We start from the raw sequence: 26,165 nt of genomic DNA on the forward strand, positions 1-26,165 counted from the left end.
ATAATAGAAGGATACACCCAATGGAAATCATCGGACAGTTACTGCCCTTTATCTTTTTGATCGCGATCATGTACTTCATCATCATCCGCCCGCAGCAGCAGCAGGCGAAGAAGCACAAGGAGATGGTTGAAAACCTGAAAAAAGGGGACAAGATCGTCACTTCCGGCGGTCTGATCGCCGAAGTCAAAAAGGTGGAAGAGACATTCTTCTCCGTTACGCTCGCCGACAACGTGACAGTGAAACTGACCAAAGACGCCGTAGCGCGAAAGTTCGAGGATGAAGCTTAACTTCAGAGTAATCGTCTTCGCGGCCGCGATCCTTTTCGGGGTGGTCTTCTCCGTCCCGTCGCTGCTGCAGACCGATAAAGGGACGAAGATCACCCTCGGGCTTGACCTGCAGGGCGGTCTGCACATGCTGCTCGGCGTCAAGACCGAAGAGGCGGTCAACTCCCGTCTCAAGGCGATCGCTTCGGGAATCAACCACTTCAGCGAGCGCGAAGAGGTCCTCATCGACGGCCTTGCCGCCGACGACGAATCGGTCCGTTTTACGCTTCTCGACGGCGACGATGCGCCGGCGATGGATAAGATGCTCGCCGATATCGAAGGGCTCAGCGTCGTGCACGAGGCGGAGAGCTACCGCATCTCCCTCACGCCCGAAGCGGTGCAGAAGACCCAGAAGCAGGCGGTCGACCAGGCCATCGAGACGATCCGTAACCGTCTTGACCAGTTCGGCCTCGCCGAACCGACGGTCGCGCGCCAGGGCGAGGATAAAATCCTCGTCGAACTGCCGGGGATCAAGAGTGCCGAAGAGGAGCAGCGCGCCAGAGAGCTGATCTCCCGCGCGGCGAAGCTCGAGCTGATGGCCGTGGATGAAGAGCGGAAGATGCGCGCCTATACGATGACAGCGGACGAGGCGGCACGCTTCGGCGACGTCATCCTCCCCGATGCGGAAAAGGCGGGCGGGAAGTACCTTGTCCGCGAGATTCCGATTCTCGACGGCTCCATGCTCACCGATGCCCAGGTGGCCTTCAACCAGAACAACCAGCCCGTCATCAACTTCTCGCTCAACTCCGAAGGCGCACAGATCTTCGGCGACTTTACCGGCAAGAACGTCGGCAACCACCTCGCCATCGTCCTCGACGGCCAGGTCTACTCCGCCCCGGTCATCAACGAGCGTATCGGCGGCGGCCACGGCCAGATCAGCGGGAACTACACGGTCGAACAGGCACAGGACCTCGCCATCGCGCTGCGTTCCGGTGCGCTGCTCGCCCCGATTTTCATGCTGGAAAAACGCTCCGTCGGACCGAGCCTCGGGGCCGACAGCATCAAGGCGAGCCTGATCGCGCTTATCGGCGGTTTCGTCCTCGTCTTCATTTTTATGATCGTCTATTACAAGGGGGCGGGGATCGTCGCGAACATCGCGCTGGTGGCGAACCTCTTCCTCATCATCGCGGTGATGGCGATGTTCGGCGCGACGCTGACCTTGCCGGGGATGGCGGGTATCGTCCTGACCGTCGGTATGGCCGTCGACGCCAACGTCATCATCTCCGAACGGATCCGGGAGCTGCTCTACCAGGGGGTCTCCATCCACAAGGCGATCGAAGAGGGGTACGCCAACGCGATGCGCGCCATCCTCGACGCGAACATCACGACCCTGATCGCGGCGATCGTCCTCTACGTTTACGGGACGGGAGCCATCAAGGGCTTCGCGATCACGATCAGCATCGGTATCCTTGCTTCCATGCTGACGGCGATCCTCGGCACGCACGGCATCTATGAGATGCTTGAAACACGTATTGCCAAGAGCAAGAACGTCAGCCTCTGGTTCGGCGTCAGTAAAAAGAAGGCGGCGGCATAATGGAATTTTTCAGACAGACGAAAACCATCAACTTTATGGGCCAGTCCAAGATCGCCATCGCGGTCTCCATCGTGCTGGTCCTGCTCTCCTGGGGCATCCTGGCATCCAAGGGGCTCAACTACGGCATCGACTTCGCCGGCGGTACAATCGTCCAGGTGAAATACGAGGGCGCGGCGCCGATCGACACGGTCCGCGACACGCTGGCTACCAACCCGCTCTACGAGGGGGCGCAGATCACCGAGTTCGGTTCGCCCGAAGAGATCATCATCCGCCTCAAGACTTCCAGCAAAGACGTTCAGTCCGATATGGGCGACGTGACCCGTGAGGCCCTCAAGGGCACCGGCAGTTTCGAAGTCCGCCGGGTCGACATCGTCGGGCCGAAAGTCGGCGGCGAACTGCGCGAAAAAGGGGTCATGGCGATGCTGCTGGCGATCCTGGGGATCCTGATCTACGTCGCAGTCCGCTTCGAGTGGCGCTTTGCCGTCGCTTCCATCGCGGCATTGATCCACGACGTCTCCATCGCGATGGGTGCGATCTCGCTCTTCGCCATCGACGTCAACCTCGACGTCCTGGCGGCGCTGCTGACCCTGCTGGGCTACTCGCTCAACGATACGATCATCGTTTTCGACCGTATCCGCGAAGGGGTGACGGCATCGAAGAGCATCGAGCTCGCCGACGTCATCAACGAGTCGGTTACGAAGACCCTGTCGCGTACGACGCTGACGTCGTTGACGACTTTCTTCGTCGTCCTGACGCTCTTCATGTTCGGCGGGGAGATCATCCACGCCTTCGCCTTTACGCTGCTGGTGGGCATCGTCGTGGGGACCTACTCCTCCATTTTCGTCGCCTCGCCGATTCTGATGTGGTTCGGCTTCAATGTCGGCAACTACCGTACGAAACTGGCCGAAGCGGCCAGACGCCGCGCCGAAAAAGAGAAGATGCGGTCCATGTACGAACAAGGCACGGTGTAAACCGTCTAAAAGGAGCAATCTATGGATTGGGGTAAAGTAATCTACGTCTTTTTTACGCTGATGAGTCTGACGTCGACGGCGGGGTTCCTCTATGAACACGGTCCGGTCTCCCTCTTCGTCGCGGCGAGCCTGAACCTCGTCTCGACGATCCTCAAGATCGGGGTGCGCAACCTGCTCTCGGCCGAACTGCTCGCCAGTTCGCTCGTGGCGGACCTGCACCTGATCCCGGCGTTCATCTACCTCGTTGTCGTCGGCAACATGGACGTCGCGGTCGCCCTGACCATCGGCGCCCTTATTGCTAACGTCTTCTCCATGGGCCTCGTCTATATCGAAAGCTCCAAAACGAGAGAAGAGTACTAATCCGGCGCCCGGCGCCGGTTCCCGAAATACAGTGAGGGGGCTGCGGCCCGCCTCGAGGAGTCACCTTGCAATACAACCCGTCCGATATCGAAACCAAGTGGCAGGCGTTCTGGGATGCCGAGCGCAGCTTTGAACCCTCCGATGATCTCACGAAGCCGAAAAAGTATGTCCTGAGCATGTTCCCCTACCCGTCGGGGCGTATCCACATGGGCCACGTGCGCAACTACACCATCGGTGACGCCTTCGCGCGCTACTACCGCCAGCAGGGCCTGAACGTCCTGCACCCCATCGGATGGGACAGTTTCGGGATGCCGGCGGAAAACGCGGCGATCAAGCACGGGGTACACCCGAAAAAGTGGACCTACGAGAACATCGACTACATGCGCAAAGAGCTCGCCACCCTGGGGCTCTCCTTCTCCAAGGAGCGCGAGTTCGCCACTTCCGACCCGCTCTATACGAAGTTTGAGCAGGGCTTCATCATCGACCTCTTCGAGAAGGGGCTGCTCTACCGCAAGAAAGCCTTCCTCAACTGGTGTCCGCACGACCTCACGGTTCTGGCCAACGAGCAGGTCGTCGACGGCTGCTGCTGGCGCTGTGACACCCCCATCGTCAAGAAAGAGATGCACCAGTACTACCTGCGCATCACCGACTACGCCGACGAGCTGATCGACGACCTCAAACAGCTGGAAAAGGGGTGGCCGAAGCAGGTCCTCTCCATGCAGGAGAACTGGATCGGCCGCAGCAGCGGGCTCGAGTTTACGCTGCACCTCGACGACTACTCCAAGAAACTGCTGCGGGACCAATTCGACGGCTTCGACGTCTATACAACGCGCCCGGACACGATCTACGGCGTCAGCTATACGGCCCTCGCTCCGGAGCATGAACTGGTCACCTATATGATCGAGAACGGCCTGCTCGACCCGGAAGTCGCCGCCGCGATCACGGTCATGAAGAACAGCAGCTCCATCGACCGCCAGAAAGAGAAACACGGCGTGGCGCTGGGCATCAATGTCGTCCACCCGCTCACGGGCAAAGCGGTACCGGTCTGGGTCGCGAACTTCGTCCTCATGGATTACGGCTCCGGCGCGGTCATGGCCGTCCCGGCGCACGACGAGCGCGACTACGACTTCGCGACGAAGTACGGCCTGCCGGTCACGCCGGTCATCGCTCACCCCGACGAGGGGGTCGTCGAAGGCAAGGCGATGACGGAACCGGGCATGCTCTTCAACTCCGGCGACTTCAGCGAGATGATGAGCGACGCGGCGAAAGAGGCGATCATCGCCCGTTTCGAAAACGACGGCATCGGCAAGCGCGTGACGAACTACCGCCTCAAGGACTGGGGGATCAGCCGCCAGCGCTACTGGGGCGCACCGATCCCGCTCATCCACTGCCCGGCCTGCGGGATCGTCCCGGAGAAAAAAGAGAACCTGCCGGTCGAACTCCCCGACGACGTCGAGATCACCGGCGAGGGGAACCCGCTGGAGCACCACCCCACATGGAAACAGTGCAGCTGTCCCAAATGCGGCGGCGCGGCCGAGCGCGAAACGGACACGATGGACACCTTCATCCAGTCCTCGTGGTACTTCCTGCGCTACACGGCGGGACGCGACACCTGGGAAAAGGCGGCCTTCGACAAGGAGGAGCTCGCCTACTGGATGAACGTCGACCACTACATCGGCGGGATCGAGCACGCTATTTTGCACCTGCTCTACAGCCGCTTCTTCACCAAGGCGCTGCGCGACCTCGGCTACGTCGACGTCAAGGAGCCGTTTGAGCGGCTGCTGACCCAGGGGATGGTCCTGAAAGACGGCGCGAAGATGAGCAAGTCCAAGGGCAACACCGTCGACCCGGATGCCCTGATCGAGAAGTACGGCGCCGATACGGCCCGCCTCTTCATCCTCTTTGCCGCACCGCCGACCCAGGAGCTGGAGTGGAACGACAGCGCCGTCGAGGGGGCCTACCGCTTCCTGCGCCGTTTCCACGACCGCAGCGAAAAAGCGGCTGCGGCAGATGCGTTGCCGGCAATCGACCACGCCTCCCTCTCCAAAGAGGAGAAGGCCGCGCGCAAGAAGGTCTATGAAGCGCTGGTGCGCGCCAACGACGTCTTCGGCGAACGCTACACCTTCAACACGATGATCGCCGGGGTCATGGAGGCGATGAACGCCCTGAACGAGCAGGAGAACGAAGCGGTCTGGACGGAAGCGTACTGGGTTCTCACCTCCCTGATGGAACCCATCGTCCCGCACGTCTGCTGGGAGATCAGCGACCGCCTCTTCGGCCGCAAAAACCTCGGCGCACAGGTCGTCAAAGAGGAGGTCTTCGCCCTCGATACGATCACCCTGGGCGTCTCCGTCAACGGCAAGAACCGCGGCCAGGTCGACGTGGCGCCGGATGCGTCCAAAGAGGCGATGATCGAAGCCGCCAAGGCGATCATCCCGCAGTGGCTTGAAGGCAAGACGGTCGTCAAAGAGATCGTCGTGCCGAACAAGCTCGTCAACATCGTCGTCAAGTAAGGAAGAGATCATGGGTGGAATGCAGCGTTTCGGTTCGGTACTGGTCGCCGCGGCGCTGCTGGCGGGCTGCGGCTACAAGCCGACGAGCCGGGCCGTGAAGCCGGTGCTGCAGGAGAGCGTGAGCACAAAGGTCGTCATCTCCATGCAGGACCCGGACAACACCGTCTACATCAAAGACGCCCTCGACCAGGCCGTCGTCAACCGCTTCCGCACCCGCCTGACCGACGAGGCCCACGCCAGCACCCACCTGACCATTTCCCTGCGCAATGTCGTCTTCACCCCGGTGCAGTACGACACCAACGGCTACATCGTCGCCTACCGCGCCATCGTGACTCTCGACGTCGACCGTCAGCGCGGAGAAGAGACGCGCCGTTACAATGCGCGGGGAAGCTACATTTTTACCATCGAACCCAACGCCATCATCTCCGACCTCGTCCGTTTCGAGGCGATCAAGTACGGCTCGGAGAAGGCGCTCGACAGCTTTGTCGCCCAGGTCGCGGGCGAGGGGGCCTCTGCTGAAGTACGCTGACTTTCTCGACGCGAAACCGCTCTACTACGACAAGATCGACCTGGAGCGGATGCCGCGGGCCTGGGAGCAGGTCAAAGCTAGTGTTTCACTGCCGAAGATCATCCACCTCGTCGGCACCAACGGCAAGGGGACGACGGGGCGCTTCCTCGCCTCGGCCCTCCTGCACGCCGGTTACAGTGTCGGCCACTACACCTCCCCGCACATCCTGCGCTTTAACGAACGCCTCTGGCTGAACGGCAGCGATGCCACTGACGCGCAGCTGCAAAGTGCCTTTGAGAAGGTGGTGGGGTGGCTGGACCCGGAGACGGCCGACGCGCTCAGCTACTTCGAATTCACGACCCTGATGGCTGCGGCGCTCTATGAGCCCTGCGACTACATTGTCATGGAAGCGGGCCTCGGCGGCGAGTTCGACGCGACCGCCGTCTTCCCCAAAACGCTCACCCTCGTCACCCCTATCGACCTCGATCACCAGGCTTTCCTGGGCGACACCATCGACGCCATCGCCGCGACGAAACTGCGGGCGATGGGGCCCACGGTGATCCTGGGCCTGCAGCCCCACGAGGTCGTCTACAGCGTAGCCTCGGAGATCGCCGCCGGGCGGGGCGCGACCCTGCTGCGCTGTGAACGGCTGTTAGACCAAGATGCTATAATGGCGCTTCAACAGACGGCCGGGCGTCTGGAACTGCCGGCGTACCTCCGCGACAATCTCCTGCTCGCCGCCGCAGCTATGCACGTGCTCGGCGTCCCCTTTGACGCGGAGAGCTTCAGTGCGCCGCTTTTCGGCCGCCTCTCGCGGATCGCCCCGAACGTCCTGCTCGACGTGGGCCACAACGTCCTCGCCGCCCGTGCCATCGCACGCGAGCTCGGGGCGCAGAAGGTCGTCCTCGTCTACAACAGCTACGGCGACAAGGACTACGCGGCCATCCTCGCCGCGCTCCGCGACAACATCGAGCGCGTCGAGCTGATCGAGGTGCAGAGCGAACGTGCCGCCGCCCGCGATGCGCTCGTCGGGGCGCTCGAAGCGCTGGATATCCCCTACGGCAGTTTCGAAGGGGTGCAGGCACAGAAAATGTACCTGGTCTTCGGCTCGTTCAGCGTGGCGGAGGCCTTTATAAAAATGACGGGATTGAAATGAACTATACAGTGACGGCGCCCCTGCAAACCGCGCCGAAAACCCTCCGCAACGATACGGCACGCTGAGATGCAGGCCAAGCTCTACACCTACCTGAAAAAGGGTAGCCTCCCCGACGTCCTTATCTGCGAAGACGCCGCCGAAGCGCAGCAGCTCCGCGACCTCTGCCGCTTCAAGGAGATCGACGCGGTCGTCCTCCCCGACTTCCGCGCGACCTGGCTCGACGACCTCCGCCCCTTCAGCGAAGAGCTGAGCCAGATGGCCGAGGCGCTGCGCCGTTATTACGAGGCAGATAAAAAGCCCCTCGTCATCGCCCCCTTCAAGAGCCTGCTCTTCCCGCTTCCCAAAACGAACCTCCTGCGCACGAAGCAGATCGCCTTCGGCGATCGCCTCGACCTCGCAGCCCTCAAGACGGAGCTGCTGCACTGGGGTTACAGCTTCGTTGACCTCGTGGAGGTGGAGGGGGAGGTCTCCTTCCGCGGCGACATCATCGACGTCTTCGCCCCCGGTACGGAGTCTCCCTACCGCATCTCCCTCTTCGACGACGAGATCGAGCAGATCAAGGCTTTCGAGGTGGAGACCCAGCGCACCGTCGGCGAGGAGCTGGAGGGCTTCGAGCTGCACAGCGCCCCCTACGCCTTCGACGAAGCGGGCTACGAACGCATCGTCGCGGCGGTAGAAGCCTCAACGAGCGACAGCTTCGTCAAGGACATCGACTCTTTGGGCTTCTGGTACCTCGGTGACGACGCGGAGAACTTCCTGGAGGGCAAAAAGGTTGCCGCCGTCAAACGCCTCGACGCGATGATCGGCGAGGCCTACACCCTCAACACCCCGCAGGTACCGCAGAGCGTTTTCGAATCCGTCGCCGTGCTTCCCGAAGACGACCGGGTCAAGGCCCTCGCGGTCACGGACGTCAAAACCCTGCTGGAGGTCCACCCGAACAAGAAAGTGACGGTAATTGCCAGCAGCGACGCGCAGCTGAAGCAGGCGGGCCTCTTCGACACGAGGGGCATCACCGTCAAACGCTCCGGCGAGATCGTCAACCTTATTACCGACACCGAGCTCATCATCTCGCTGAACAAACCGGTACGCAAAAAGCGGCGCCGCAAGAGCAGCCTCCTGCTCGACGACCTCAAGCCCGGCGACTACGTCGTCCACGAGGACCACGGGGTCGGGATCTTCGAGGCCATCGAACAGGCGGAGATTCTCGGCTCTGTGCGCGACTTCATCGCCATCCGCTACCAGGGCGACGAGCGCGTCCTGCTGCCGGTGGAAAACCTCGACGCCATCGACCGCTACATCGCGGGCGCCGGGGCGCCGCCGGTGCTCGACCGCCTGGGCAAGGGGAGCTTCGGACGCCTCAAGGAGACCGTGCGCAAACGCCTCTTCGAGATCGCCTCGGAGATCGTCAACACCGCCGCCCAGCGCGCGCTCATCAGCGCCCCCGTCATCGAGACCGATCCCAAGCAGCTGCAGGCCTTCCAGTCCCGCGCGGGCTTCGAGTACACCGAGGACCAGGCGCGCTCCATCGCCGAGATCATTGCCGAGATCGGCAGCGGCCTCGTCATGGACCGGCTCCTCAGCGGGGACGTCGGCTTCGGCAAGACCGAGGTAGCGATGAACGCGATGTTCGCCGCGGCCTCCGCGGGGTACCAGTCGGCCGTTATCGTGCCGACGACCCTGCTGAGCTCCCAGCACTTCGCCTCGCTCAAGGCGCGCTTCGCCGAGTATGATTTCCACATCGCCAAGATCGACCGCTTTGTCACCCCGAAGGTGAAGAAAGCCGTCGAGGCGGGGCTGGCCGATGGGACCATCGACATGGTCGTCGGCACCCATGCGCTCTTCGGGACGAAGTTCGCCAAACTGGGCCTCGTCGTCATCGACGAAGAGCACAAGTTCGGGGTGAAGCAGAAAGAGAAGCTCAAGACCCTCTACGAGAAGACGCACTTGCTCACCATGAGCGCCACGCCGATTCCGCGCAGCCTCAACCAGGCGCTCTCTTCCATCAAGACCCTCAGTACCCTCATGACCCCTCCGGGCGAACGGCAGGGGGTACGGACCTTCGTCAAGGCCTACGACGAGAAGCTCGTCAAAGAGGTTATTTTGCGGGAGCTGCGCCGGGGCGGGCAGGTCTTTTACGTCTACAACTCCATCGACCATATGCCGATCAAGCTGGGTGAACTCAAGGCGATCCTGCCGGATCTTCGCATCCTCATGCTGCACTCGCAGGTCGGCGCGGTCGAGACGGAAAAGGAGCTGCTGCGTTTCCAGGAGGGCGAATACGACCTCATGCTGGCGACCTCCATCATCGAGTCGGGCATCCACATGCCGCGGGTCAACACGATGATCATCGACGGGGCCGACCGCTTCGGCATCGCCGACCTGCACCAGCTGCGCGGCCGCGTCGGCCGGGGCCACACGGAGGGGTTCGCCTACTTCATCGTCGAGGACAAGGAGCGCATTACCGAGGAGGCGAAGAAGCGCCTCGTCGCCCTGGAGTCCAACTCCTTCCTCGGCAGCGGCTCGGTGCTCGCCTACCATGACCTCGAAATCCGGGGCGGGGGGAACCTCGTGGGCGATGCGCAGAGCGGGCACATCAAGAACATCGGCTACAGTCTCTACCTGCGGATGCTCGAGGATGCCATCAAGGAGCTGAGCAACAAGAAAGAGACCCCCAAGGCGAAGGTGGACCTCAAGCTCGCCGTCAGCGCCTACATCAGCGACGAGCTCGTCGCCGAGGACCGCCTGCGCCTGGAGCTCTACCGCCGCCTCAGCCTCTGCGAGAGCCCGACGGAGGTCTACGAGATCGAGGAGGAGGTCACGGAGCGCTTCGGACGCCCGGACGGCCCGACCAAGCAGTTCTTCGAGCTGATGGTCATCAAGCTGATGGGGCTGGAGAAGCACATCAAGATGCTCAGCTCCTACGGCCAGAACATTACTATCGAATATCTCAACGGCTCCAAGGAGTACGTCACCGCCGACAGCAAAGACGACGACGACATCATCAAGGCCGTGCTGCACTACCTGCGCACGGCGAAGCCGAAGGTGCTTTAAATTCGTTTTACGATGAACAGGTGACGTGGGAGATGCCGGCGATCTCGAAGAACTCCGTGGGCTTTTTGCTGTAGTACTTCGCCGCTACTGCTTCGGACTGCTCGGCATAGGGGTCTGTCATGACGGCTTGCAGCTCCTTGATAAGCGTATAGTCCCCCTTGGCGGCCTGCTGATAGGCCGGGACGAGGAACCACTCCCGCAGGGTGTACTTGGGATTGACGGCTTTCATCTGCTTGGAAAGCTTTTCGCGGGATTCCGGCGAAGCGGCGTTGATGTCGTCGGGGTTGGTCGCCTGTACGACACCCTTCCACTTCTCCAGCCATTCGCTCCAGCGGTTCAGCAGCGCGGCATCTTTGACCCCGTCACCGTAAAAGCTCTTCGTCAGCGGGGCGATATCTTCGGGCACCGATGAGAGTTCACGGAAGAAGATGGTGTAATCCACCCCGGTTTCGATCATCAGCGTCACCAGTTCATTGAACAGCGGCGCATCCAGCTTGTGCAGCCCCAGCTTTGAGGCCCACATGGGGATCATTTTCCCCTGCATCGCTCTTGCAAATCTGAGCGTCAGCATGTCCAGCTCGTTCACGGCCTTTTCATCCGCAGCCAGCAGCGGCTTCAGCGCGGTGCAGAACATGGCAAAGTTCGTCTCCGCAGCCTGGGGCTGGTTCAGGAAGGAGAAGTGGTCTCCTCCGCCCGTCCACGGCTGGTAGCGCGGGTCGAACATCTCGATGAACCCGAAGGGGCCGTAATCGAGGGTGAAGCCGCCGGCGGCAGTGTTGTCGCTGTTGAAGTTGCCCTGGCAGTAGCCCACGCGTATCCACTCTGCCACCAGCGTGGTGAGGCGGTCGCGGAACGCCGTTGCCAGCAGGAGCACTTTGTCCCGGAGGGGCAGGGCGGCGTCGATAATGTCGCTGTACTCGCGCTCACAGAGGTGCAGGACGATCTGCTCGAGCTCCTTCAACGCCTTGGGGTGCTCGTTTTTACGTGCACGCCGGCCGAAAAGCTCCACCTGGCCCACCCGGATAAACGAGGGGGCGACCCGCGTCGTGATGGCCACGGCCTCCTCGAGCATGACTTCGGGGTTTCGCGAGTAGGAGCCGTTGTTGAACCACGGCCTTGCGACCGTCTCCGTTTTGGAAGTGTAGAGGCTCAGCGAGCGTGAGGTCTTTACGCCCAGGGCGTGCATATGCTCCTGTGCCAGGAACTCGCGGATGCTAGATCGCAGCACGGCGCGGCCGTCGGCTCCGCGGCAGTAGGGGGTTCTGCCGCCGCCTTTGAGCTGCATCTCCCAGCGCCGCCCGTTGATGACCGCTTCGAGGATGGAGACCGCGCGGCCGTCGCCGTAGCCGTTGCCCGTGCGGAAGGGGCACTGCTCGTAGTACTCTGTCCCGTAGATGGAGAGTGCGTACCCCGTCGCCCAGCCCCGGCGGCGCAGCGGCTCCGGGAGCTGCGAGCTGTCGCCGGAGAACATCCGCATAAAATCCTCCGAGGTCGCCAATGCGTCGCTAAAGCCCAGTTCGCGGAAAAAGGTCTCGCTGTGCGCGATGTACACGGGTGTTTCTATGGGCGTAGGGTTCACGGGCACATAATGCCCGCTGAAGACTTGCCGGGGCGCGTGGTCAACGCCGTCCGCTGTCGCCTCGGGGTCGGGGGTCAACGTGTCCATGAGCGAATAATCTGCCAGCACTGCGAGATCGTCAAGGCTCTTTACCGCTGTAGGGGTTTCAAATGCTGCTTTCATACTTGTTTCCTTTAGCCTTTACGACGGGCATGCAAAAATGGTTCGGTTATCTAAAAAGTGAATTCTTGCAGGCTATTCTAAAAAAGGCTATTAATGAGGTTTGGTACAAACGTTCGGTGTTTTTTCTTTAAGGAGCGGGATTGTTGAATTTAGCGGAAGGCATAACATTAGCCATAATCATCTTTTTGCCTAACGTTAATATGGAGCGTTTTGGTCGCCCGGAGAACCAATGAAGAAGTGATGGTTATGCAATTGATGGGACTAGATAGGAAGACTCATCACTATCGAATATCTGAACGGTTCAAAAGAGTACGTTACGTTCGACAGAATATCCTTGCTGTATTGCCTTCACACGGAAAAGCCGAAGGTACTTTGACGATTGAAATGAGAAACTAGAAAAGTGTTGCGGGATTTTGTTTGTACTTCTTTTACTTGTTAGTAGCTTTAACCTTGTACTTCTGTTTCGTACCTGGAAGCACCATTCTCATCTTGTTTCCAGTAAGTTTTGACACGAGTTTGCTTACTGATTGTCATTGCACCAATTATTGTTCCACATATAATTAATAATAGGCCTGGCGCGGTGTTTTGTAATGCAAATTTGTAATTTCCGATTTGTGCTTCAATTTTAGAATGTTCATTTTTAACATTTTTTTCTTTTTTTATGTCTTCTTGTGTAAGTAAGAAACCACCATAAATTAAAATACATGAGATAGCCAGCCCTATAATCGTAACAAGAACTCTTGCGTAGAAAACTTTCCCAGCAAATTTTTCAGCTACTGATTCCTGTTGGTGGTCATTACTCGCGTGATTATTTTCTTCCAATGTTTTTCCTAGTACTAATGTTTAAAATGAGTAATCAAAAAGCTGCTTATGGTTTTTGATTGGTCTTTACTGATTTGTTATTCACATTCCTCAGCAACTATTTTTTTTGCCAATTGGTAAGGCTCACATTTTCTGAGAAATGACTTGCAGAATCCTGAAAACTTCTCTGAAGGATCAGATAAACTTTCTATGATTTCTAGGGCTTCACGTATTTTCCTTTTCCTATTCCTTTGTTTTAGGATAGTTTCTGCTTCATAAAAGTCTTGAATTGCGTCTTCGATGGCTGCACTAAAACCATGAAGGCTTACTAGAATGTCGGCTCTTGGCTTCATTAATCTGATTGAGTTTAGACTACAAACTTTAATTGTCAATTCACCGATGCTTTTGTACTCAGTATTATTTACTGCGATTTTTATGTCTTTATAATCGAATATTGCTTCAGGGTCCATATCGTAGGGATTAACAATGGGATCGGTTAATGTGTCATGATTATCTTTACTTTCATTACATTTTCTACATGCCGGCAAAAAGTTATTCCAGTCGAAAGCTAGAGTTGGATATTTTGACTTTGGGGCGAAATGCTCAACTTCTATATTCCCACTTTCAGATGGCTTTGTCTCACAAAAGGCGCACTTTTGCCGCGAGCTGTTAAATAAGGGCAATTTGATATCTTGATGTCTGTAGTGAATTAGTAACTTAGCTTTTTCCTCCTTTGGGATTTCGGAATAGCTTCCATAAGTGGAAACAGCTCTTTGTAACTGATTTGTCCACTCGTGCTCATTTTCAATAAGCACTGTTGGTTTTGGGTTTCGCTCTAACTTAATCATTGGACATCGCCAGCATTGAAGCATATTTTGCGGTAAGCACAGTTAGTACAGAGTCACTTGGATGAGCAATTTTAGATAGCTCCTCTATTGCGTTTTGCAAACCTTCTAATGATCCTTCTTCTATTTTGTCGAATGCTTCAGAAATTAGTTTTTCATAGTCTTTATTGTCTAAACTTCTAACACCCATGATTTCAGAGAGGATTTGGTCTGTATTCCAACCTGAAAATCTCTTAGGGGTTGGCTTTAAATAGTATTCGCTTTGTTCATAGGTTCTGTCCATAATGATTATTTCATTTTCTTTTGCAGAAGAAAGTAAGTGTGGTGAATGTGTCGTTACAATAAATTGAATATTTGGGAAAATTTTTGATAGGCCATCCCTTAAAGTGAATTGCCATTCTGGGTGGAGATGAAGATCAAGCTCATCTATCAAAACAGTTCCGGTAGCATTAACAGCTAACTTTTTACCTTCTTGTCGCGTGCCCTCAATCCACTCAAAAATATTTGCAACAATTGACAAAACAGCTTGGAAACCTGCAGACAGTTCTTCCATATAACATTCTTCTCCATATATAGAGAATATAGGCTCAAGATCCTTGCCAGTACGAAGATAAGAAAAATTACTATTAAAAGGAGCTAGACTAGGAAGGTTGTGAATCATGTGCTGCCAGTTCTCTTTTTCTTCTGTAGCCCAATCTTTATCAATCATAAAATAGCGATTAACGAACCATTGCTTAATATTTTGAGGCTTTTCACCATATAAAGATTGGGTTCCTGAGGATGTATACTGGTTTACTTGTTGCGCTTGAGTTTGCTCCCGTGTCATACCACTTATCTGTTTATACTTAATACTTCGCTCAGCACCGATAAATAATGGACAAAAATCATTGAGTTGTTCCATATATTGAGAAGGCATCAGTGAGACTCTACCATCCTCTGTTTCTGGTACATTCCATGATTGAAGTCTCTGTTGTCTGTAGCCACTGTTTTTTATAGAGTTTTTTCCAAGACCAATGCGTATTTTTTGATCAGATACTGTTAAGTCTGTCCAAAATTCAGAATCTTCTTGGAACCTAGAATACTGAAATGTCCCATGATGAAAACAATGAGATATGCCCACCAATATAGAAGTTTTTCCACAGCCATTTGGTCCGGCAATAAAATTAAAATTTTTATTAAACTCTACATCTAGTGTTTTAAACTGACGGAAATCTCTTAAGTGTAGCTTTTCAATATAATTCAATGTCAATTTTCACTCCTTATAGCATTAATGCATAATTGTTTTTTATCGCACATTTTATGCAAAACAACCTTTAACAAAAAAAATAGTTAAACCACATAGATGTAATACATTAAACGGACTACGTAAGAAGCGGGTTTAACCCGCAAAGCGATACGAGGATAATTATGAAAAATATGAAAGTAGCAATGATCGGTGACGTTGTCGGGCGTCCGGGGCGGTCGATGATCAAGCAGCACCTGCCGCGGCTCAAGAAGCAGCGGTATCTCAAGCCGGCTATTGCTCCGGCATTATCCTCTCGTTCGCGTCGACCTGCTTCGTTTTTAGCTGTGCTGCACGCGCCTTGTCCACCTCAAAAAGCTTGTAACGGATATCCGGCCCCGGAATGGGGATGAATCCGTAGGGAACGAATGTGACCCCTTCAAATACGGGATAGGTCTCAAAGAAATTCGAACCGTTCACTTCTGCCGTGAAAGCAAGGCTTTCCAGGTGCGTGAAATAGGGGGAGGATGAATCGGAAACGCCGAGTTCGTGCGTTCCCGGCGGGATGGGAAAGGTGATGCGCTCTCCGCCGTGCAGATAAAAGGCATAGGTACCGTCCACCATGATGCTGACACTGTGCACCGAGAGGATGAGGTTCGATGATTTTGGGTAGCAAATAGTCACCGCGGCGCCATCCCTTGTTTCGTCCAGCAGACGCTTGGCCATCGGCGACAGCGTTGGACTGCACCCTTGCAACAACAGAAGCGATATCACGGCGGCAATCACTGTTTTCATACTAAGAGTGAGTATAGCCAGTTTGGATCGATCACGGGTATTTAGCGATCAGTTCCTGCATACGCTCAAGGTTTTTCCCATTGCAAGACTTTTGTATCCGGGTCAATGTGTCTCCGCCGAATTTGTCTTTGAGAGCAGGGTCGGCTCCACTGGACAGAAGTAATTCGACAAGTGCAAAGTTCTTACATTTCGTGGCGGCAATTGTCAGTGCCGTTGAGCCTCTAAGATATTGATAATTCACATCGTAACCGTGTTCCAGGAACATCTTGATGATCGGAATAGATCGGTCTCCATCGGTGACCGCGACATCAAAGGGAGTCATCCTGTGTAAATCCGCGTACATGTCTGCACCGTTGAGCAGTAGTTTTTTTACACTCTGTTCTTTGCGCAGTCGGACGGCATAAAACAGCGGAGTAAAGTTGTTGTTGTTGCGTACCTCAAGAATGGAGGGGTCGCGAAGCAGTTCATCCAATACCTTTTCTTGATCATTGGCAATGACGTAAAAAATGGAAGGCCCGCGTTTGAGGGAACGATCGTAGCGAAAGCCCGCCAACATCTTTTTGCGGGCTTCTTTTTTTCTGATAAGACGTTCTTCGTCATCTAGTTTAGCTTCCAGCGCTTTTTGTTTTTGCAGCAGTATCAGCTCCGGATGGTGCTCCTTGAAGGTTTCATACCATCGTTTATCTTCGTCTTCGAGAAAGAGCTGATGTCCGAATGATTCGAAATATTTTTTGGCAAAGCTGTCATAGAGGGTTTCAACATTGACGCTGTCATCGCACGGGCTGTGGAGGCTCCGCGCTGAAAGTCCCGTAATATCTCTCTCGATCTCGTTGATCAAGTTCGTGTCGACGACATAAAAGCGGCTGCTTGAGTACGCTTCCTGCTCCTGGGCGAGATCAATTTTATCATCCGCGACATAGGCGTTTCGCGCATTTTTGTAGAAGGAGCGACCTTCGCCGGTATTTTCCGGATCGTGCAGTTTTTGGAGACGGTCAATACAGTTCTGGGCGAGTTCCGATTTGATGTCATTGGCGAAAATGTCATATTCGTCTTCGGCTTCAATGTAGCGCGGGACATAGATGTTCAGCGCATCGGCATAGAAGCGGATCCGTGCATCGTCATAGTCGTTAGTGGGGTAGGTCCGTTGATACGATTGATCGTATTGCGCCTGTGCTTGTTGAGCCGCTCGCCACATGACGCTGGCAAAGAGCATGTAGTAGCCTGTGATGATCAGTAAGCCCAGGATGGCGACAGTGCGCAAAAGTCTTCTGAAAATGCGTAGCGGCGGAGCACTGCTCTCAATCGTATCGAGGACGACGGTACGGGCGATCCGGTCATGCAAGGACCGTTTGTCCCGACTCAGAATTATCAGCAGTACCGGCAGGAGCGAGAGGCCAAGAAACAGGAGGATTGACGGGTTGCCGTGCGTAAGCTCAGAGACTTTGAGTGCAGCGGACACGTAAAGGAAATATCCCAGTACGATTGTTTCACGAATGGCCAATGTTCGAAATGTCAGTGGCTCGGAATTATCCCTCTCCAGGGTCAGGCCGAATAGTTTTTTCCCAAGGGTGCCCCGCAGGGGAGAAAGTGGGAGAAATACGCGGTAAAGCCAAAAGAAACCTATGAGGGCGTAGGGAAAGAGTGATACATACGACTTCGGCAGAAGTGGCAGAAAGAGGACGATTACCAGGCTTACCAGAAAGATGTCGGAGAGGAATGCGACAATTCTCGTGAGTGTGGTTGTGATTGAAATATTTTTAAACATAAAAAAATTATATTGTTTTTATTGTAAAAATTCTTTTATCATATCTTTGAAATCATGGAATTGAGATATTTTTCCACCGTTCTCACAAATAGCGGCTTTAACCCGCAAAGCGATACAATGCCGATTATGAAAAATCTCACAGTAGCAATGATCGGTGACGTTGTCGGGCGGCCGGGGCGGTCGATGATCAAGCAGCACCTGCCGCGGCTCAAACGGGAGCACGGCATCGACTTCGTCGTGGCCAACTACGAGAACGCCAGCCACGGCTTCGGACTGACGGCCAAGAACGCCGACGAGCTCTTTGGTGCCGGCATCGACGTCATGACCGGGGGCAACCACAGCTTTGACAAGAAAGAGATCATCCCCCTTTTTGAGAAGCTGCCGCTTTTGCGCCCGCACAACTACCCCGAGGCGATGCCGGGCAAGGGCACGGGCATGTACGAGGTGAACGGCGTCAAGGTCGGGGTGCTCAACGTCATGGGCTACTACGCCATGCCGATGGTCGACAACCCCTTCATCTGCGCGCAGAAGAGCGTCGAGGCGCTGCGGCGCGAGGGGGCCGAAGTCATTCTTGTCGACATGCACGCCGAGGCGACGAGCGAGAAAAGGGCGCTGCTGATGATGCTGCGGGGCCACGTCAGTGCCATCGTCGGCTCCCATACCCACGTGGCGACGGACGACCTGCAGATTGACGGCGGCACGGGTTACGTCACGGACCTGGGCCTCAGCGGCTGCCGCGACAACGTCATCGGGATGGACCCCAAGATCCCGCTGCAGCGTTTCCTGACCGGATTGCCCGGCCACTTCAACGTCCCGGAAAAATGTAAAAAGATTTTGCAGACGGCCGTGTTCGAGCTGGACGAGAAGGGGCGCTGCGTGAGCGCGAAGAAGATCAAGACCTTCGACGACGGGCGCGAGATCGTCACCGACGCCTGGGAAGTTTAGAAGGGCGCTTTAGAGCGCCAGTTTGAGGATCGTTCTGAGAACGTCCTCGGTATAGGTGTCGGCCAGGCCGAACATCTTGGCATTTGCCGCGGCGTTTTCGACGATGGCGTCGATGTCACTCTCTTTGATCGAGAACTGCGACAGCTTGGTCGGCGTGCCGACCTTGTCGAACCACTGCTCCAGCGCTTCTATTCCCTCCATGGCAGTTGATTTTCCGAAAAGATTCTTTGCAAACCGTTCGAACTGCGCTTCGTTCTGCTTATGGTACCACTTCATCCACGCGGGCATGATGACGGAGAGGCCCGCGCCGTGGGCGACGTTGAAGAGCGCCGAGAGGCTGTGCTCGATCATGTGGTTGGGGAAGCTGTACCCGGCGACGCCGAGGGTGGTCGTGCCGTTGAGCGCCTGTGTCGCCGCCCAGGCGAACTCGCCGCGCGCATTGTAGTCGTCCGGGTCCGCGAGCAGCGTCTCCGTGGTGCTCATGACCGTGGAGATGTTCGCCTCGATGTACTTGGCGATGATGTCGGGATGGTACGAGGCGGTAAAGTACCCCTCGATGGAGTGGGCGATGATGTCCGCGGCGGAGTAGACGAGGTACTCCTTGGAGACGGACTTCTGCAGCTCCGGGTTGACGACGGAGACTCTGGGGTAGACGTGGGGCGAGGCGATGGAGAACTTCTGCTGCGTCTTTTCGTTCGTGACGACGGCGTAGGTGTTCATCTCGCTCCCCGTTGCCGCGAGGGTGATGATGTCAAAGACCGGCAGCGCTTTTTCGATGGTGCTTTTGCCGATGAAGAAGTCCCAGACATCCCCGTCGTAGAGGCTGCCCGCCGCGATGGCCTTGGAGCTGTCGAGGACCGAACCGCCGCCGACGCTGAGGATGGCCCCGACGCCTTCGGCTTTGGCCGTCTCGACCCCCTCGTACACCTTCGAGAGCAGCGGGTTGCTGACGATGCCGCCCAGTTCGACGTACTCGATATTGTTCGCTTTCAGGCTCGCGACGACGGTGTCGAAGAGGCCGTCTTTTTTGATGCGGTCGCTGCCGAAGGTGAGCAGGACCTTCTTTACGCCCGCCGCGGCGATGTGGTCGCCGATGGCTTTTTCCTTGTCTCTTCCGAATTCGATCTTGGTGGGGTTATGATAGGTGAAATTTGTCATATTGTTCTCCTGGATTCTTTCGGACTATTATAGGGGGATTTGCGTTTATCCGATTGATGGATTCTATACGGGAGTTGCCTGATACTATAAAGTGACCGGTTTGTGCGTAACGACGGGCTTTTTCGGGGAGGCTTCACGCTTGCTGCCCGCCGGAACGGGCAGGGCGCTCGTAGCGGGTCGGTGCCGCCTAGCGGCTTTTCTCTATCGTGACCGTGCCGGACATAGATTGAATGTGTTCCGCACCCGACAGCGCGTGTCCCAGCTCGTACAGCCCGCCCGCTTTTCCGAACGCCCTGTAGAACATGACGACGTCGCCCCAGGGGGCGTAGTAGGCGAGGGTACCGGCCTTGGCATCCGCCGGGGGCGTGCCCTCAGTCGCCAGCTTCTTCGGGGGGTAGAAGATCTTTTCGTTGCTGCCGTAGTCCTCCACCTCGATGCTCAGGGGAAGCTGGTCGTAGAGTGCCTTGGCGGCCGGGGAGTCGTTGAGTTGAAAAAGGGTGGTGTTTCCGTTTGCGTGGACGCTGATTTGCATGGGGTTGCCTCCGTCGCGGGCGGCCAGGGGCAGGGCGAAGAGCACCATGAGGATCATCATGAAAAGTGCCTTCATGTCTTGCCCTTCCTCCGCTACTGCTGTTTAGCTCTTTTTGAGCACGTCGTGGATGACGGTGTATTTGCCGGCCCATGCACTGATGATGTCCGTCGCCGTCTGGGCACCGTAGCCCGCGGCCGAGGCGAACATGGAGGTGGCACCCGCCGCGCAGCCGGTGACATACTTGCCTTCGCCGATGACGCCGTTACTGTTCTCGATCATCACCATGCCGGGGCGCGGGGCGCGGACGTGGTCGACGACGGGGGCACCGATGCCCTCGACGGCGATGGTCTGCATCCCGTTGGCAAAGACGACGGTGTCGGCTTCGAAGGTCTCGCCCGCTTCGGTCGTGACCGTGAAGGCCCCGGCGCTCCCGGAGACGGAGACGACGGTTCCTTTCTCCAGGACGACGTTCTCATAGGCTTCCGCCCGCGCTGCCAGAGAGGCGAGGAGCTCGGGCCCCTTCGTCCCCTCGGCGACGCCCGGGACGTTGTGGAGCTCCGCCATGTTCAGGTGGGACTTCCCGGCGTCGATGACGAGGATCTGTTTCGTGCTCGCGACCTCCATTTTCGGTCCTGCCGATCCCAGCGTGATGGCGCACGAGAGGCCCGAAACCCCGCCGCCGATGATAATGACGTCATATTTTTGCATCTTCTCTCCTTTGCGTAGAGTCTATTTTAGCAGTCCACCCCGGTAAAGGGGTAGCACGATACCGGCACAGGATTGCCCGATACTACAAATGTGGGTTAGGACATATACGCCCCGCCGCTGACGGAGAGGTAGGCCCCCGTCACCTGGGCGCTCTCCTCTTTGGCGAGGAAGCTGACGGCGTTCGCGACGTCTTCGGGTCTGGAGATCGTCTGCGTCGGCGTCATGGAGCGGATGAACTCCTTGAACGCCTCCGGGGCCCCTTCGGTCGCATCGGTCAGCACCAGGCCCGGTGCGACGATGTTGGAGGTGATGCCGTGCGCACCCAGCTCCTGCGCAAGGTACTTGCTGAAGGTGTCCAGCGCGCCCTTGGCGGAACCGTGGGCGATGAAAGAGGGTGCCGGACTCTCGGAGAGGGTGCTGGAGATAAAGATCAGACGGCCGAACTTCTTCTCCACCATCGAGGCCGCGGCGTACCGGGCACAGAGGTAGGAGGCGCGCATCTCGTCGTTGAGCTTCTGGGAAAATTCCTCCCAGCTCTGCTCCATGAAGGGCTTTTGCGTAAAGTTCATGTTGGCGTTGGAGACGAGGATGTCGACGCCGCCGTGGTCGCGTTTGATGGTGTCGAACATCGCTTTGATGCTCGCTTCGTCCCGGACATCCGCCTGGATGGCATACGCTTCGCCGCCGGCACCGTTGATGGCCGAGGCCAGGTCATTGGCGACCTGGGTGCTGTTGACGTAGTTGATGAACACGCGGTGGCCGTCGCCGGCGAGGGCTTTGGCCGTGGCCGCACCGATGCCTCTGGCACCGCCGGTGATCAGAACATTTTTCTTAGACATTTCAGGTCCTTTCATAATTGGGTTGTTGGGTACTATTGTAGCAGTGGGCCTGTTTCCGTGTAAGAGTAAAAATTCCTATTTATTGTCAATTTTTCTTATTTAAAAAATTAATGAGCTTAAATACTTAATATAAACGCTATATTTTGACTGTCTAATGGACAAAAGCACGTATAATCGTTAAAATGACTCCCTAGCGAAATGATCAGGATTTATTATGGAACTGTTGAGCATGTCCCAGGCGCTGGACCGCTACAGGCAAGTCCACCTCGAAGCCCCCGCATTCGGCATGAACGTCCTCGCGGACGATTTCCGGCCCGCCGACATCGTCATCCTCCAGAGCAACTCCCAGCGCAAGGAGGGGGTGCCCGTACGGTGCGATTTTTACACGATGGTGTTCTGCCTGGCGGGAGGCTCGATCCGTTACGTGAACCAGTTCGAGTACACCATCAACGCGCACTCCCTGCACCTGCTGCCGCCGGGTTCGATTCATTCGTTCAAAGATACCTTTGACACGACGCGGTATTATGTGATCCTCTTTGAGAAGGATTTCCCCGAAGAGCCGTCGCTGCTGGCCTTTCATGACAAACACCTCGAAAGCGTCGACCTGGAACCGGTGCTGTTCGGCAGGGTCAAAGAGATCTTTGAAGAGATCGAGCGCGAGCTCAAAAAGTCCGACATCGACAGCGGCCTTTATGCCAAGCACCTGCTGGACCTGATTTTGCTGATCATGAAACGGGAGAAGCTGAAACTGAAGAGCGATGTGCCCAGGACGCGAAGCGACGTCATCTGCAGCCGCTTCCTCTCTTTGCTCGAAGAGCACTTCAAGACCATGAAGCGTGTCGATGACTATGCATCGTTGCTCGACCTGACGCCGAAGTACCTCAGCGAAACGGTCAAGGCAAACCTGGGGAAGAGCGCGCTGCACTACATCCATAAACGCATCGTCAAGGAGGCCGAGTACCTGCTGGTCTATACCGACAGGACGGTCGGCAGCATCGCCGCGGCGCTCAATTTTCATGACGCCTCCCAGTTCACCAAGTTCTTCAAACAGAAAGTCGGCAAAAGCCCGAAGCAGTACCGTATAGACAATGCCGTGTAGCCTCCGTATATGTTGTGCGGAAACGGGGAGATGATTGCATAAATTTTGGGCGCGTACCGGGCTGCAACCCCTCAGGCCATCGATTACAATAGCGCAAAAAAAGAGGGGCCGTGAAACAGATCTGCATCATCAAAACGGGATCGACGTTCGGGACGACCAGAAGCGCGTACAATGATTTTGAAGACTGGATCGTCGCCAAGCTGGAGCTGCCGCAATCGCGCCCCTTTACGGTGAACGTGCAGGGAGGTGACGCCCTGCCGGACCTGGAACAGTGTGACGGCGTGATCGTCACCGGGTCGCACTCCATGGTTACCGACGATGAGGCCTGGAGCCGTCAGACGGCGGCGTGGCTGGCGGAAGCAGTGGCGCGGGGCATCCCGATGCTTGCGATCTGCTACGGGCACCAGCTCCTGGCCAAGGCCCTGGGCGGCGTCTCGGGCTACCACCGCAGCGGGATGGAGATAGGCACGGTCGCCGTCGAACTGACCGACAGCGCCCGGGACGACCGGCTCTTTTGCGAACTGCCGCAGCGTTTCGACGCCCATACCATCCACTCCCAGACGGTTGTCACCCTGCCCGAAGGCGCCGTGAGGCTTGCGTTCAACGCCCATGATGAGAACCACGCCTTCAGGATGGGGCCGAGTGCCTGGGGTGTGCAGTTCCACCCCGAGTTCGACAGGGCCGTGATGCGCTCCTATATCGATGAGGTGTCCAAATCCGAGCCATTAGGGGAGGAGAAGCGGGCGGCACTGCTGGAAGCGGCGCGGGAAACCGCCGAAGCGACGGCGATCCTGAAGCGGTTCGAGAAGCTCGTCTGCGAAGGGTAAAGCGGCCTTTTTTCAGCCGTCGCCCGCTGTGAGCAGGTCGCGGAGCAGTTGCCGGGCGACGTTGGCTTCGCGCGCTCCTACTTTTGCCTCAAGCACGGTGACGAACGCTCTCATCTGATCGGCACTCAATCCCGCATTCATCGCCGCACCCAGATGGAACCTTAGCTGCCCCTCCGTGCCGGGCATGGCGGCCAGTGCCGAGACGGTGACCAGTTCCCTGCTCCGGTGGTCCAGAACGTCCCGGGCGAAGATGTCCGCAAAGAGGTGCGCTTTGAGGTAGGTGTCCATCACCGGGGTAAAGAGCTGGTAGCCCGCAGCGGGTGGCTCCTCCGTAACGCCCATCAGCTTACGGCGTACCTCTGCGCCGTATGCATTCCTGTCCATACCCTTTGGCAGCGGCGAAGCCGCTTTGCCGACGGTGTCCTTGATCCCCTCGGCCTCGCGGGCCTTCATGACCTCCATAAACGCGTTGATGCCGTTGAGGCTGCGCGGGAATCCGCAGTAGGCGTAGAGCTGGATAAGGATCTCTTTGATCTCGTTGACGCTGAGGCCCGCGTCGAGCCCTTTCTCCAGCGCGGGTTTGAGACGCTCCATATCGCCTGCTGCCGTCAACGCGGCGATGGGGATCATGGCCTGTTCTTTCGCCGTGAGGGCTTCGACTTCTTTAGGTCCACCCATATCTGCCGCGAAACTGCAGGTAACGCTGAAGAGGGAAAACAGAAAAGTGATCATTCCGGTTCGCATGGCTGCTCCTTATTTTCCGGCATATTGCTCATCGGTGACCGGTTCGAGCCACTCGACATTCTTGCCGTTTTTATCGCTACCCGTGATGACCAGGTGCGTCATGGCGATCTTTTCCGATGCCCCGTGCCAATGCTTGACCCCGACAGGGCACCAGACGACATCGCCGACTCTAAGCGTACGGCGTTCCCCCTTCCAGGTCTGCGTGTAGCCGACGCCCGACGTGACGATCATATGCTGACCCGCCGGGTGGGTATGCCAGTGCGTTCTTGCACCCGGCTCAAAGGTGACATAGGCAGCGGACTGCATGTTGTCATCTGTCGCCGGATAGAGAAAATCGATGCGGACCTCTCCCCCGCTGAAGTATTGTTTGAAAGCGGACTTGTTGACGACGAGGGATGGTCTTGTGTCGACGGGGGAGATCCGCTGCGTCGTATTTGCCGACGCCTCTTCGGCCTGAACCGGAGCCGCCATGAGCAGACCGCCTGCCAAAAGCATCAGGGAAAACGTCTGTACCGAAATCATCGCTTATCCTTTCAGGGTGCGGTAGTACGCATCGTCTACAGGCTCCAGCCACTCGTTGCTCGTTTCCGTCCCCGGGATCTCGACGGAGATGTGGCTGAACCAGCTGTCGGCCTTGGCGCCGTGCCAGTGTTTGACTTCCGTCGGGATATAGACGACGGAGCCCTCCTGTAGGCTGACGGCATCTTCCCCCTCTTTCTGGTACCACCCTTCGCCCGCGGTGCAGATCAACAGCTGCCCGCCACCGGTTGCGGCGTGGTGGATGTGCCAGTTGTTGCGGCATCCCGGCTCGAAGGTTACGTTGGCGACGAAGGCGGGGGAGCCTTCGGGGTTGATCGCGAGGTTCAGGAAAGAGTCGCCGATGAAGTATTTCGCATACATCTCATTGGGCACGCCCGTTCCGAACATATTGGCCTTGTCGAATTGCTTTTTATCCGTGTATTTCATAGTGTCTGCTCCTTTACAGCGCGGTTCAACCCGCCGGAAAGCGGATGCCGCTGATCGCTTCGCATCGTGCGAGCAGCACCTCCTGCGCAGGCTCGTCATCGGCTTTTGAGTCATAAGACGCCTCTTTCATATGGAAAAGGTATCGGCCGCTGACGGCGGCATCTCCGCCCGAGGCGAGCCATACCTGGGTCTTCGCCCCCTCCTGCAGGTCGTCCGGCGCGCCTTTGCCGCCCATCTTGGTGGGGACCCACCCGGGGTCGACGGTGTTGGCGTGGATACCCGGCCATCGGCGCGCCACGGCTTTGGCGAGCATCAATACCAGCAGCTTGGAGTCAGAGTAGGTGACACCCGTCTCCGGCGAGAGAGCATGTATGTCTACGCTGCCGTGGGTGTGCATGTTGGAACCGATGTAAACAAGCCGTTTCGGTGGCTCGATCAGCGCCGTCAGGATGTAGGGGGCAAGCACGTTGACCGCAAAGATCGCGGGCTTCGGCGCCTGGTAGACGCCCGCATTGTGGATGACGGCATCGAACCGCCCCAGCGCGTTGACCTCCTCGGCCAGACGTTTGGTCGCTTCCATGTCGTAAAGGTCAGCAATCAGTATAGCTTTGGCTTTCGGAAGCAGCCGCTTCGCATCTTCCGCCCGTTCGGCATTGCGCGCATGCAGGACGACAACGTGTCCCGCTTCGACCAGCATCCGTGCCGCGATCAATCCCAGGCCGTCGGACGACCCGGTGATGAATATTTTTGCCATTTCGCTAC

25 protein-coding genes are annotated in these 26,165 nt (G+C 56.9%); 11 read left to right on the forward strand and 14 right to left on the reverse strand.

All coding sequences use genetic code 11. The features are described 5' to 3' along the window. The first annotated feature begins 20 nt into the window (after window positions 1-20). The 8 genes from yajC (at window position 21) to WCX49_RS02635 (ending at window position 10,416) form a co-directional block, all read left to right on the forward strand. Window positions 21-287 carry a preprotein translocase subunit YajC gene (gene yajC, locus WCX49_RS02600; RefSeq protein WP_345986018.1) on the forward strand — a complete coding sequence of 89 codons (267 nt, stop codon included), beginning with the start codon at window positions 21-23 and terminating at the stop codon, window positions 285-287. Then, the gene (gene secD / locus WCX49_RS02605) at window positions 277-1,857 is read left to right on the forward strand and encodes a protein translocase subunit SecD (RefSeq protein WP_345986019.1); all 1,581 of its coding nucleotides are present in this window, start codon (window positions 277-279) and stop codon (window positions 1,855-1,857) included. Before yajC ends, secD begins: the two co-directional genes overlap by 11 nt. Continuing rightward, the gene (gene secF, locus WCX49_RS02610) at window positions 1,857-2,828 is read left to right on the forward strand and encodes a protein translocase subunit SecF (protein ID WP_345986020.1); all 972 of its coding nucleotides are present in this window, start codon (window positions 1,857-1,859) and stop codon (window positions 2,826-2,828) included. The genes secD and secF overlap by 1 nt, the downstream gene beginning before the upstream one ends. Before the next feature lie 21 nt (window positions 2,829-2,849). Then, window positions 2,850-3,188, forward strand: coding sequence for a DUF6394 family protein (locus WCX49_RS02615; RefSeq protein ID WP_345986021.1), 339 nt, complete (start codon window positions 2,850-2,852; stop codon window positions 3,186-3,188). A gap of 65 nt (window positions 3,189-3,253) precedes the next feature. After that, on the forward strand, window positions 3,254-5,701 hold the full coding sequence (gene leuS, locus WCX49_RS02620; RefSeq protein WP_345986022.1) for a leucine--tRNA ligase: 2,448 nt from the start codon (window positions 3,254-3,256) through the stop codon (window positions 5,699-5,701). Window positions 5,702-5,711: 10 nt separating this feature from the next. Then, window positions 5,712-6,230: a hypothetical protein gene (locus WCX49_RS02625; RefSeq protein WP_345986023.1), complete on the forward strand. Its 519-nt coding sequence runs from the start codon at window positions 5,712-5,714 to the stop codon at window positions 6,228-6,230. Beyond that, window positions 6,184-7,365, forward strand: a complete 1,182-nt coding sequence (locus WCX49_RS02630; RefSeq protein WP_345986024.1) for a bifunctional folylpolyglutamate synthase/dihydrofolate synthase — start codon at window positions 6,184-6,186, stop codon at window positions 7,363-7,365. The genes WCX49_RS02625 and WCX49_RS02630 overlap by 47 nt, the downstream gene beginning before the upstream one ends. A 66-nt stretch (window positions 7,366-7,431) precedes the next feature. Then, window positions 7,432-10,416, forward strand: coding sequence for a DEAD/DEAH box helicase (locus WCX49_RS02635; protein WP_345986025.1), 2,985 nt, complete (start codon window positions 7,432-7,434; stop codon window positions 10,414-10,416). Window positions 10,417-10,423: 7 nt separating this feature from the next. Here the strand turns inward: WCX49_RS02635 and WCX49_RS02640 are convergent, their stop codons facing one another. The 6 genes from WCX49_RS02640 to WCX49_RS02665 form a co-directional block, all read right to left on the reverse strand. Beyond that, the gene (locus WCX49_RS02640; protein WP_345986026.1) at window positions 10,424-12,157 is read right to left on the reverse strand and encodes a protein adenylyltransferase SelO family protein; all 1,734 of its coding nucleotides are present in this window, start codon (window positions 12,155-12,157) and stop codon (window positions 10,424-10,426) included. Between the two features lie 444 nt (window positions 12,158-12,601). Continuing rightward, complete coding sequence (locus tag WCX49_RS02645; protein WP_345986027.1) at window positions 12,602-12,979, reverse strand: hypothetical protein; 378 nt, start codon at window positions 12,977-12,979, stop codon at window positions 12,602-12,604. Between the two features lie 77 nt (window positions 12,980-13,056). Next, entirely contained in the window at window positions 13,057-13,806 is a 750-nt protein-coding gene (locus WCX49_RS02650) for an HNH endonuclease (protein ID WP_345986028.1), read from the reverse strand. Then, window positions 13,799-15,052: an AAA family ATPase gene (locus WCX49_RS02655; RefSeq protein ID WP_345986029.1), complete on the reverse strand. Its 1,254-nt coding sequence runs from the start codon at window positions 15,050-15,052 to the stop codon at window positions 13,799-13,801. The genes WCX49_RS02650 and WCX49_RS02655 overlap by 8 nt, the downstream gene beginning before the upstream one ends. Before the next feature lie 267 nt (window positions 15,053-15,319). Further along, the gene (locus WCX49_RS02660) at window positions 15,320-15,820 is read right to left on the reverse strand and encodes a hypothetical protein (RefSeq protein ID WP_345986030.1); all 501 of its coding nucleotides are present in this window, start codon (window positions 15,818-15,820) and stop codon (window positions 15,320-15,322) included. A 31-nt stretch (window positions 15,821-15,851) separates the two neighbouring features. Continuing rightward, window positions 15,852-17,585, reverse strand: a complete 1,734-nt coding sequence (locus WCX49_RS02665; RefSeq protein WP_345986031.1) for an RDD family protein — start codon at window positions 17,583-17,585, stop codon at window positions 15,852-15,854. Between the two features lie 126 nt (window positions 17,586-17,711). Between WCX49_RS02665 and WCX49_RS02670 the strand changes: the two genes are divergently transcribed. Further along, window positions 17,712-18,530, forward strand: coding sequence for a TIGR00282 family metallophosphoesterase (locus WCX49_RS02670; protein ID WP_345986032.1), 819 nt, complete (start codon window positions 17,712-17,714; stop codon window positions 18,528-18,530). Between the two features lie 9 nt (window positions 18,531-18,539). Here the strand turns inward: WCX49_RS02670 and WCX49_RS02675 are convergent, their stop codons facing one another. The 4 genes from WCX49_RS02675 to WCX49_RS02690 form a co-directional block, all read right to left on the reverse strand. After that, window positions 18,540-19,688 (reverse strand): iron-containing alcohol dehydrogenase, encoded by a 1,149-nt coding sequence (locus WCX49_RS02675; RefSeq protein WP_345986033.1) that lies wholly within the window; start codon window positions 19,686-19,688, stop codon window positions 18,540-18,542. 187 nt (window positions 19,689-19,875) lie between these two features. After that, a complete protein-coding gene (locus tag WCX49_RS02680) occupies window positions 19,876-20,295 on the reverse strand; it encodes a cyclophilin-like fold protein (protein ID WP_345986034.1) in 420 nt (139 codons plus the stop codon). A gap of 27 nt (window positions 20,296-20,322) precedes the next feature. Continuing rightward, entirely contained in the window at window positions 20,323-20,928 is a 606-nt protein-coding gene (locus tag WCX49_RS02685; protein ID WP_345986035.1) for an NAD(P)/FAD-dependent oxidoreductase, read from the reverse strand. A 95-nt stretch (window positions 20,929-21,023) separates the two neighbouring features. After that, window positions 21,024-21,767 (reverse strand): SDR family oxidoreductase, encoded by a 744-nt coding sequence (locus WCX49_RS02690; protein WP_345986036.1) that lies wholly within the window; start codon window positions 21,765-21,767, stop codon window positions 21,024-21,026. A 214-nt stretch (window positions 21,768-21,981) separates the two neighbouring features. Between WCX49_RS02690 and WCX49_RS02695 the strand changes: the two genes are divergently transcribed. Both WCX49_RS02695 and WCX49_RS02700 read left to right on the forward strand, forming a co-directional pair. Beyond that, entirely contained in the window at window positions 21,982-22,866 is an 885-nt protein-coding gene (locus WCX49_RS02695) for a helix-turn-helix domain-containing protein (RefSeq protein ID WP_345986037.1), read from the forward strand. Between the two features lie 110 nt (window positions 22,867-22,976). After that, window positions 22,977-23,693 carry a glutamine amidotransferase gene (locus tag WCX49_RS02700; RefSeq protein WP_345986038.1) on the forward strand — a complete coding sequence of 239 codons (717 nt, stop codon included), beginning with the start codon at window positions 22,977-22,979 and terminating at the stop codon, window positions 23,691-23,693. Between the two features lie 12 nt (window positions 23,694-23,705). Here the strand turns inward: WCX49_RS02700 and WCX49_RS02705 are convergent, their stop codons facing one another. The 4 genes from WCX49_RS02705 to WCX49_RS02720 are packed head-to-tail and all read right to left on the reverse strand — an operon-like array spanning window position 23,706 to window position 26,157. Further along, complete coding sequence (locus tag WCX49_RS02705; RefSeq protein ID WP_345986039.1) at window positions 23,706-24,437, reverse strand: carboxymuconolactone decarboxylase family protein; 732 nt, start codon at window positions 24,435-24,437, stop codon at window positions 23,706-23,708. 9 nt (window positions 24,438-24,446) lie between these two features. After that, window positions 24,447-24,959, reverse strand: coding sequence for a cupin domain-containing protein (locus tag WCX49_RS02710; protein WP_345986040.1), 513 nt, complete (start codon window positions 24,957-24,959; stop codon window positions 24,447-24,449). A gap of 3 nt (window positions 24,960-24,962) precedes the next feature. After that, complete coding sequence (locus WCX49_RS02715; protein ID WP_345986041.1) at window positions 24,963-25,403, reverse strand: cupin domain-containing protein; 441 nt, start codon at window positions 25,401-25,403, stop codon at window positions 24,963-24,965. 25 nt (window positions 25,404-25,428) lie between these two features. Continuing rightward, a complete protein-coding gene (locus tag WCX49_RS02720; protein WP_345986042.1) occupies window positions 25,429-26,157 on the reverse strand; it encodes an SDR family NAD(P)-dependent oxidoreductase in 729 nt (242 codons plus the stop codon). Between the last annotated feature and the right edge of the window lie 8 nt (window positions 26,158-26,165).

Source organism: Sulfurimonas sp. HSL-1656 (assembly GCF_039645585.1).
In the GTDB taxonomy this organism is placed as follows: domain Bacteria; phylum Campylobacterota; class Campylobacteria; order Campylobacterales; family Sulfurimonadaceae; genus Thiomicrolovo; species Thiomicrolovo subterrani.

Coding starts and splice junctions, on each gene's coding strand:
- yajC (WP_345986018.1), top strand. CDS start 21: ATGGAAATCATCGGACAGTTACTGCCCTTTATCTTTTTGATCGCGATC.
- secD (WP_345986019.1), top strand. CDS start 277: ATGAAGCTTAACTTCAGAGTAATCGTCTTCGCGGCCGCGATCCTTTTC.
- secF (WP_345986020.1), top strand. CDS start 1,857: ATGGAATTTTTCAGACAGACGAAAACCATCAACTTTATGGGCCAGTCC.
- WCX49_RS02615 (WP_345986021.1), top strand. CDS start 2,850: ATGGATTGGGGTAAAGTAATCTACGTCTTTTTTACGCTGATGAGTCTG.
- WCX49_RS02625 (WP_345986023.1), top strand. CDS start 5,712: ATGGGTGGAATGCAGCGTTTCGGTTCGGTACTGGTCGCCGCGGCGCTG.
- WCX49_RS02635 (WP_345986025.1), top strand. CDS start 7,432: ATGCAGGCCAAGCTCTACACCTACCTGAAAAAGGGTAGCCTCCCCGAC.
- WCX49_RS02640 (WP_345986026.1), bottom strand. CDS start 12,157: ATGAAAGCAGCATTTGAAACCCCTACAGCGGTAAAGAGCCTTGACGAT.
- WCX49_RS02650 (WP_345986028.1), bottom strand. CDS start 13,806: ATGATTAAGTTAGAGCGAAACCCAAAACCAACAGTGCTTATTGAAAAT.
- WCX49_RS02660 (WP_345986030.1), bottom strand. CDS start 15,820: ATGAAAACAGTGATTGCCGCCGTGATATCGCTTCTGTTGTTGCAAGGG.
- WCX49_RS02665 (WP_345986031.1), bottom strand. CDS start 17,585: ATGTTTAAAAATATTTCAATCACAACCACACTCACGAGAATTGTCGCA.
- WCX49_RS02670 (WP_345986032.1), top strand. CDS start 17,712: ATGAAAAATCTCACAGTAGCAATGATCGGTGACGTTGTCGGGCGGCCG.
- WCX49_RS02675 (WP_345986033.1), bottom strand. CDS start 19,688: ATGACAAATTTCACCTATCATAACCCCACCAAGATCGAATTCGGAAGA.
- WCX49_RS02680 (WP_345986034.1), bottom strand. CDS start 20,295: ATGAAGGCACTTTTCATGATGATCCTCATGGTGCTCTTCGCCCTGCCC.
- WCX49_RS02685 (WP_345986035.1), bottom strand. CDS start 20,928: ATGCAAAAATATGACGTCATTATCATCGGCGGCGGGGTTTCGGGCCTC.
- WCX49_RS02690 (WP_345986036.1), bottom strand. CDS start 21,767: ATGTCTAAGAAAAATGTTCTGATCACCGGCGGTGCCAGAGGCATCGGT.
- WCX49_RS02695 (WP_345986037.1), top strand. CDS start 21,982: ATGGAACTGTTGAGCATGTCCCAGGCGCTGGACCGCTACAGGCAAGTC.
- WCX49_RS02705 (WP_345986039.1), bottom strand. CDS start 24,437: ATGCGAACCGGAATGATCACTTTTCTGTTTTCCCTCTTCAGCGTTACC.
- WCX49_RS02710 (WP_345986040.1), bottom strand. CDS start 24,959: ATGATTTCGGTACAGACGTTTTCCCTGATGCTTTTGGCAGGCGGTCTG.
- WCX49_RS02715 (WP_345986041.1), bottom strand. CDS start 25,403: ATGAAATACACGGATAAAAAGCAATTCGACAAGGCCAATATGTTCGGA.
- WCX49_RS02720 (WP_345986042.1), bottom strand. CDS start 26,157: ATGGCAAAAATATTCATCACCGGGTCGTCCGACGGCCTGGGATTGATC.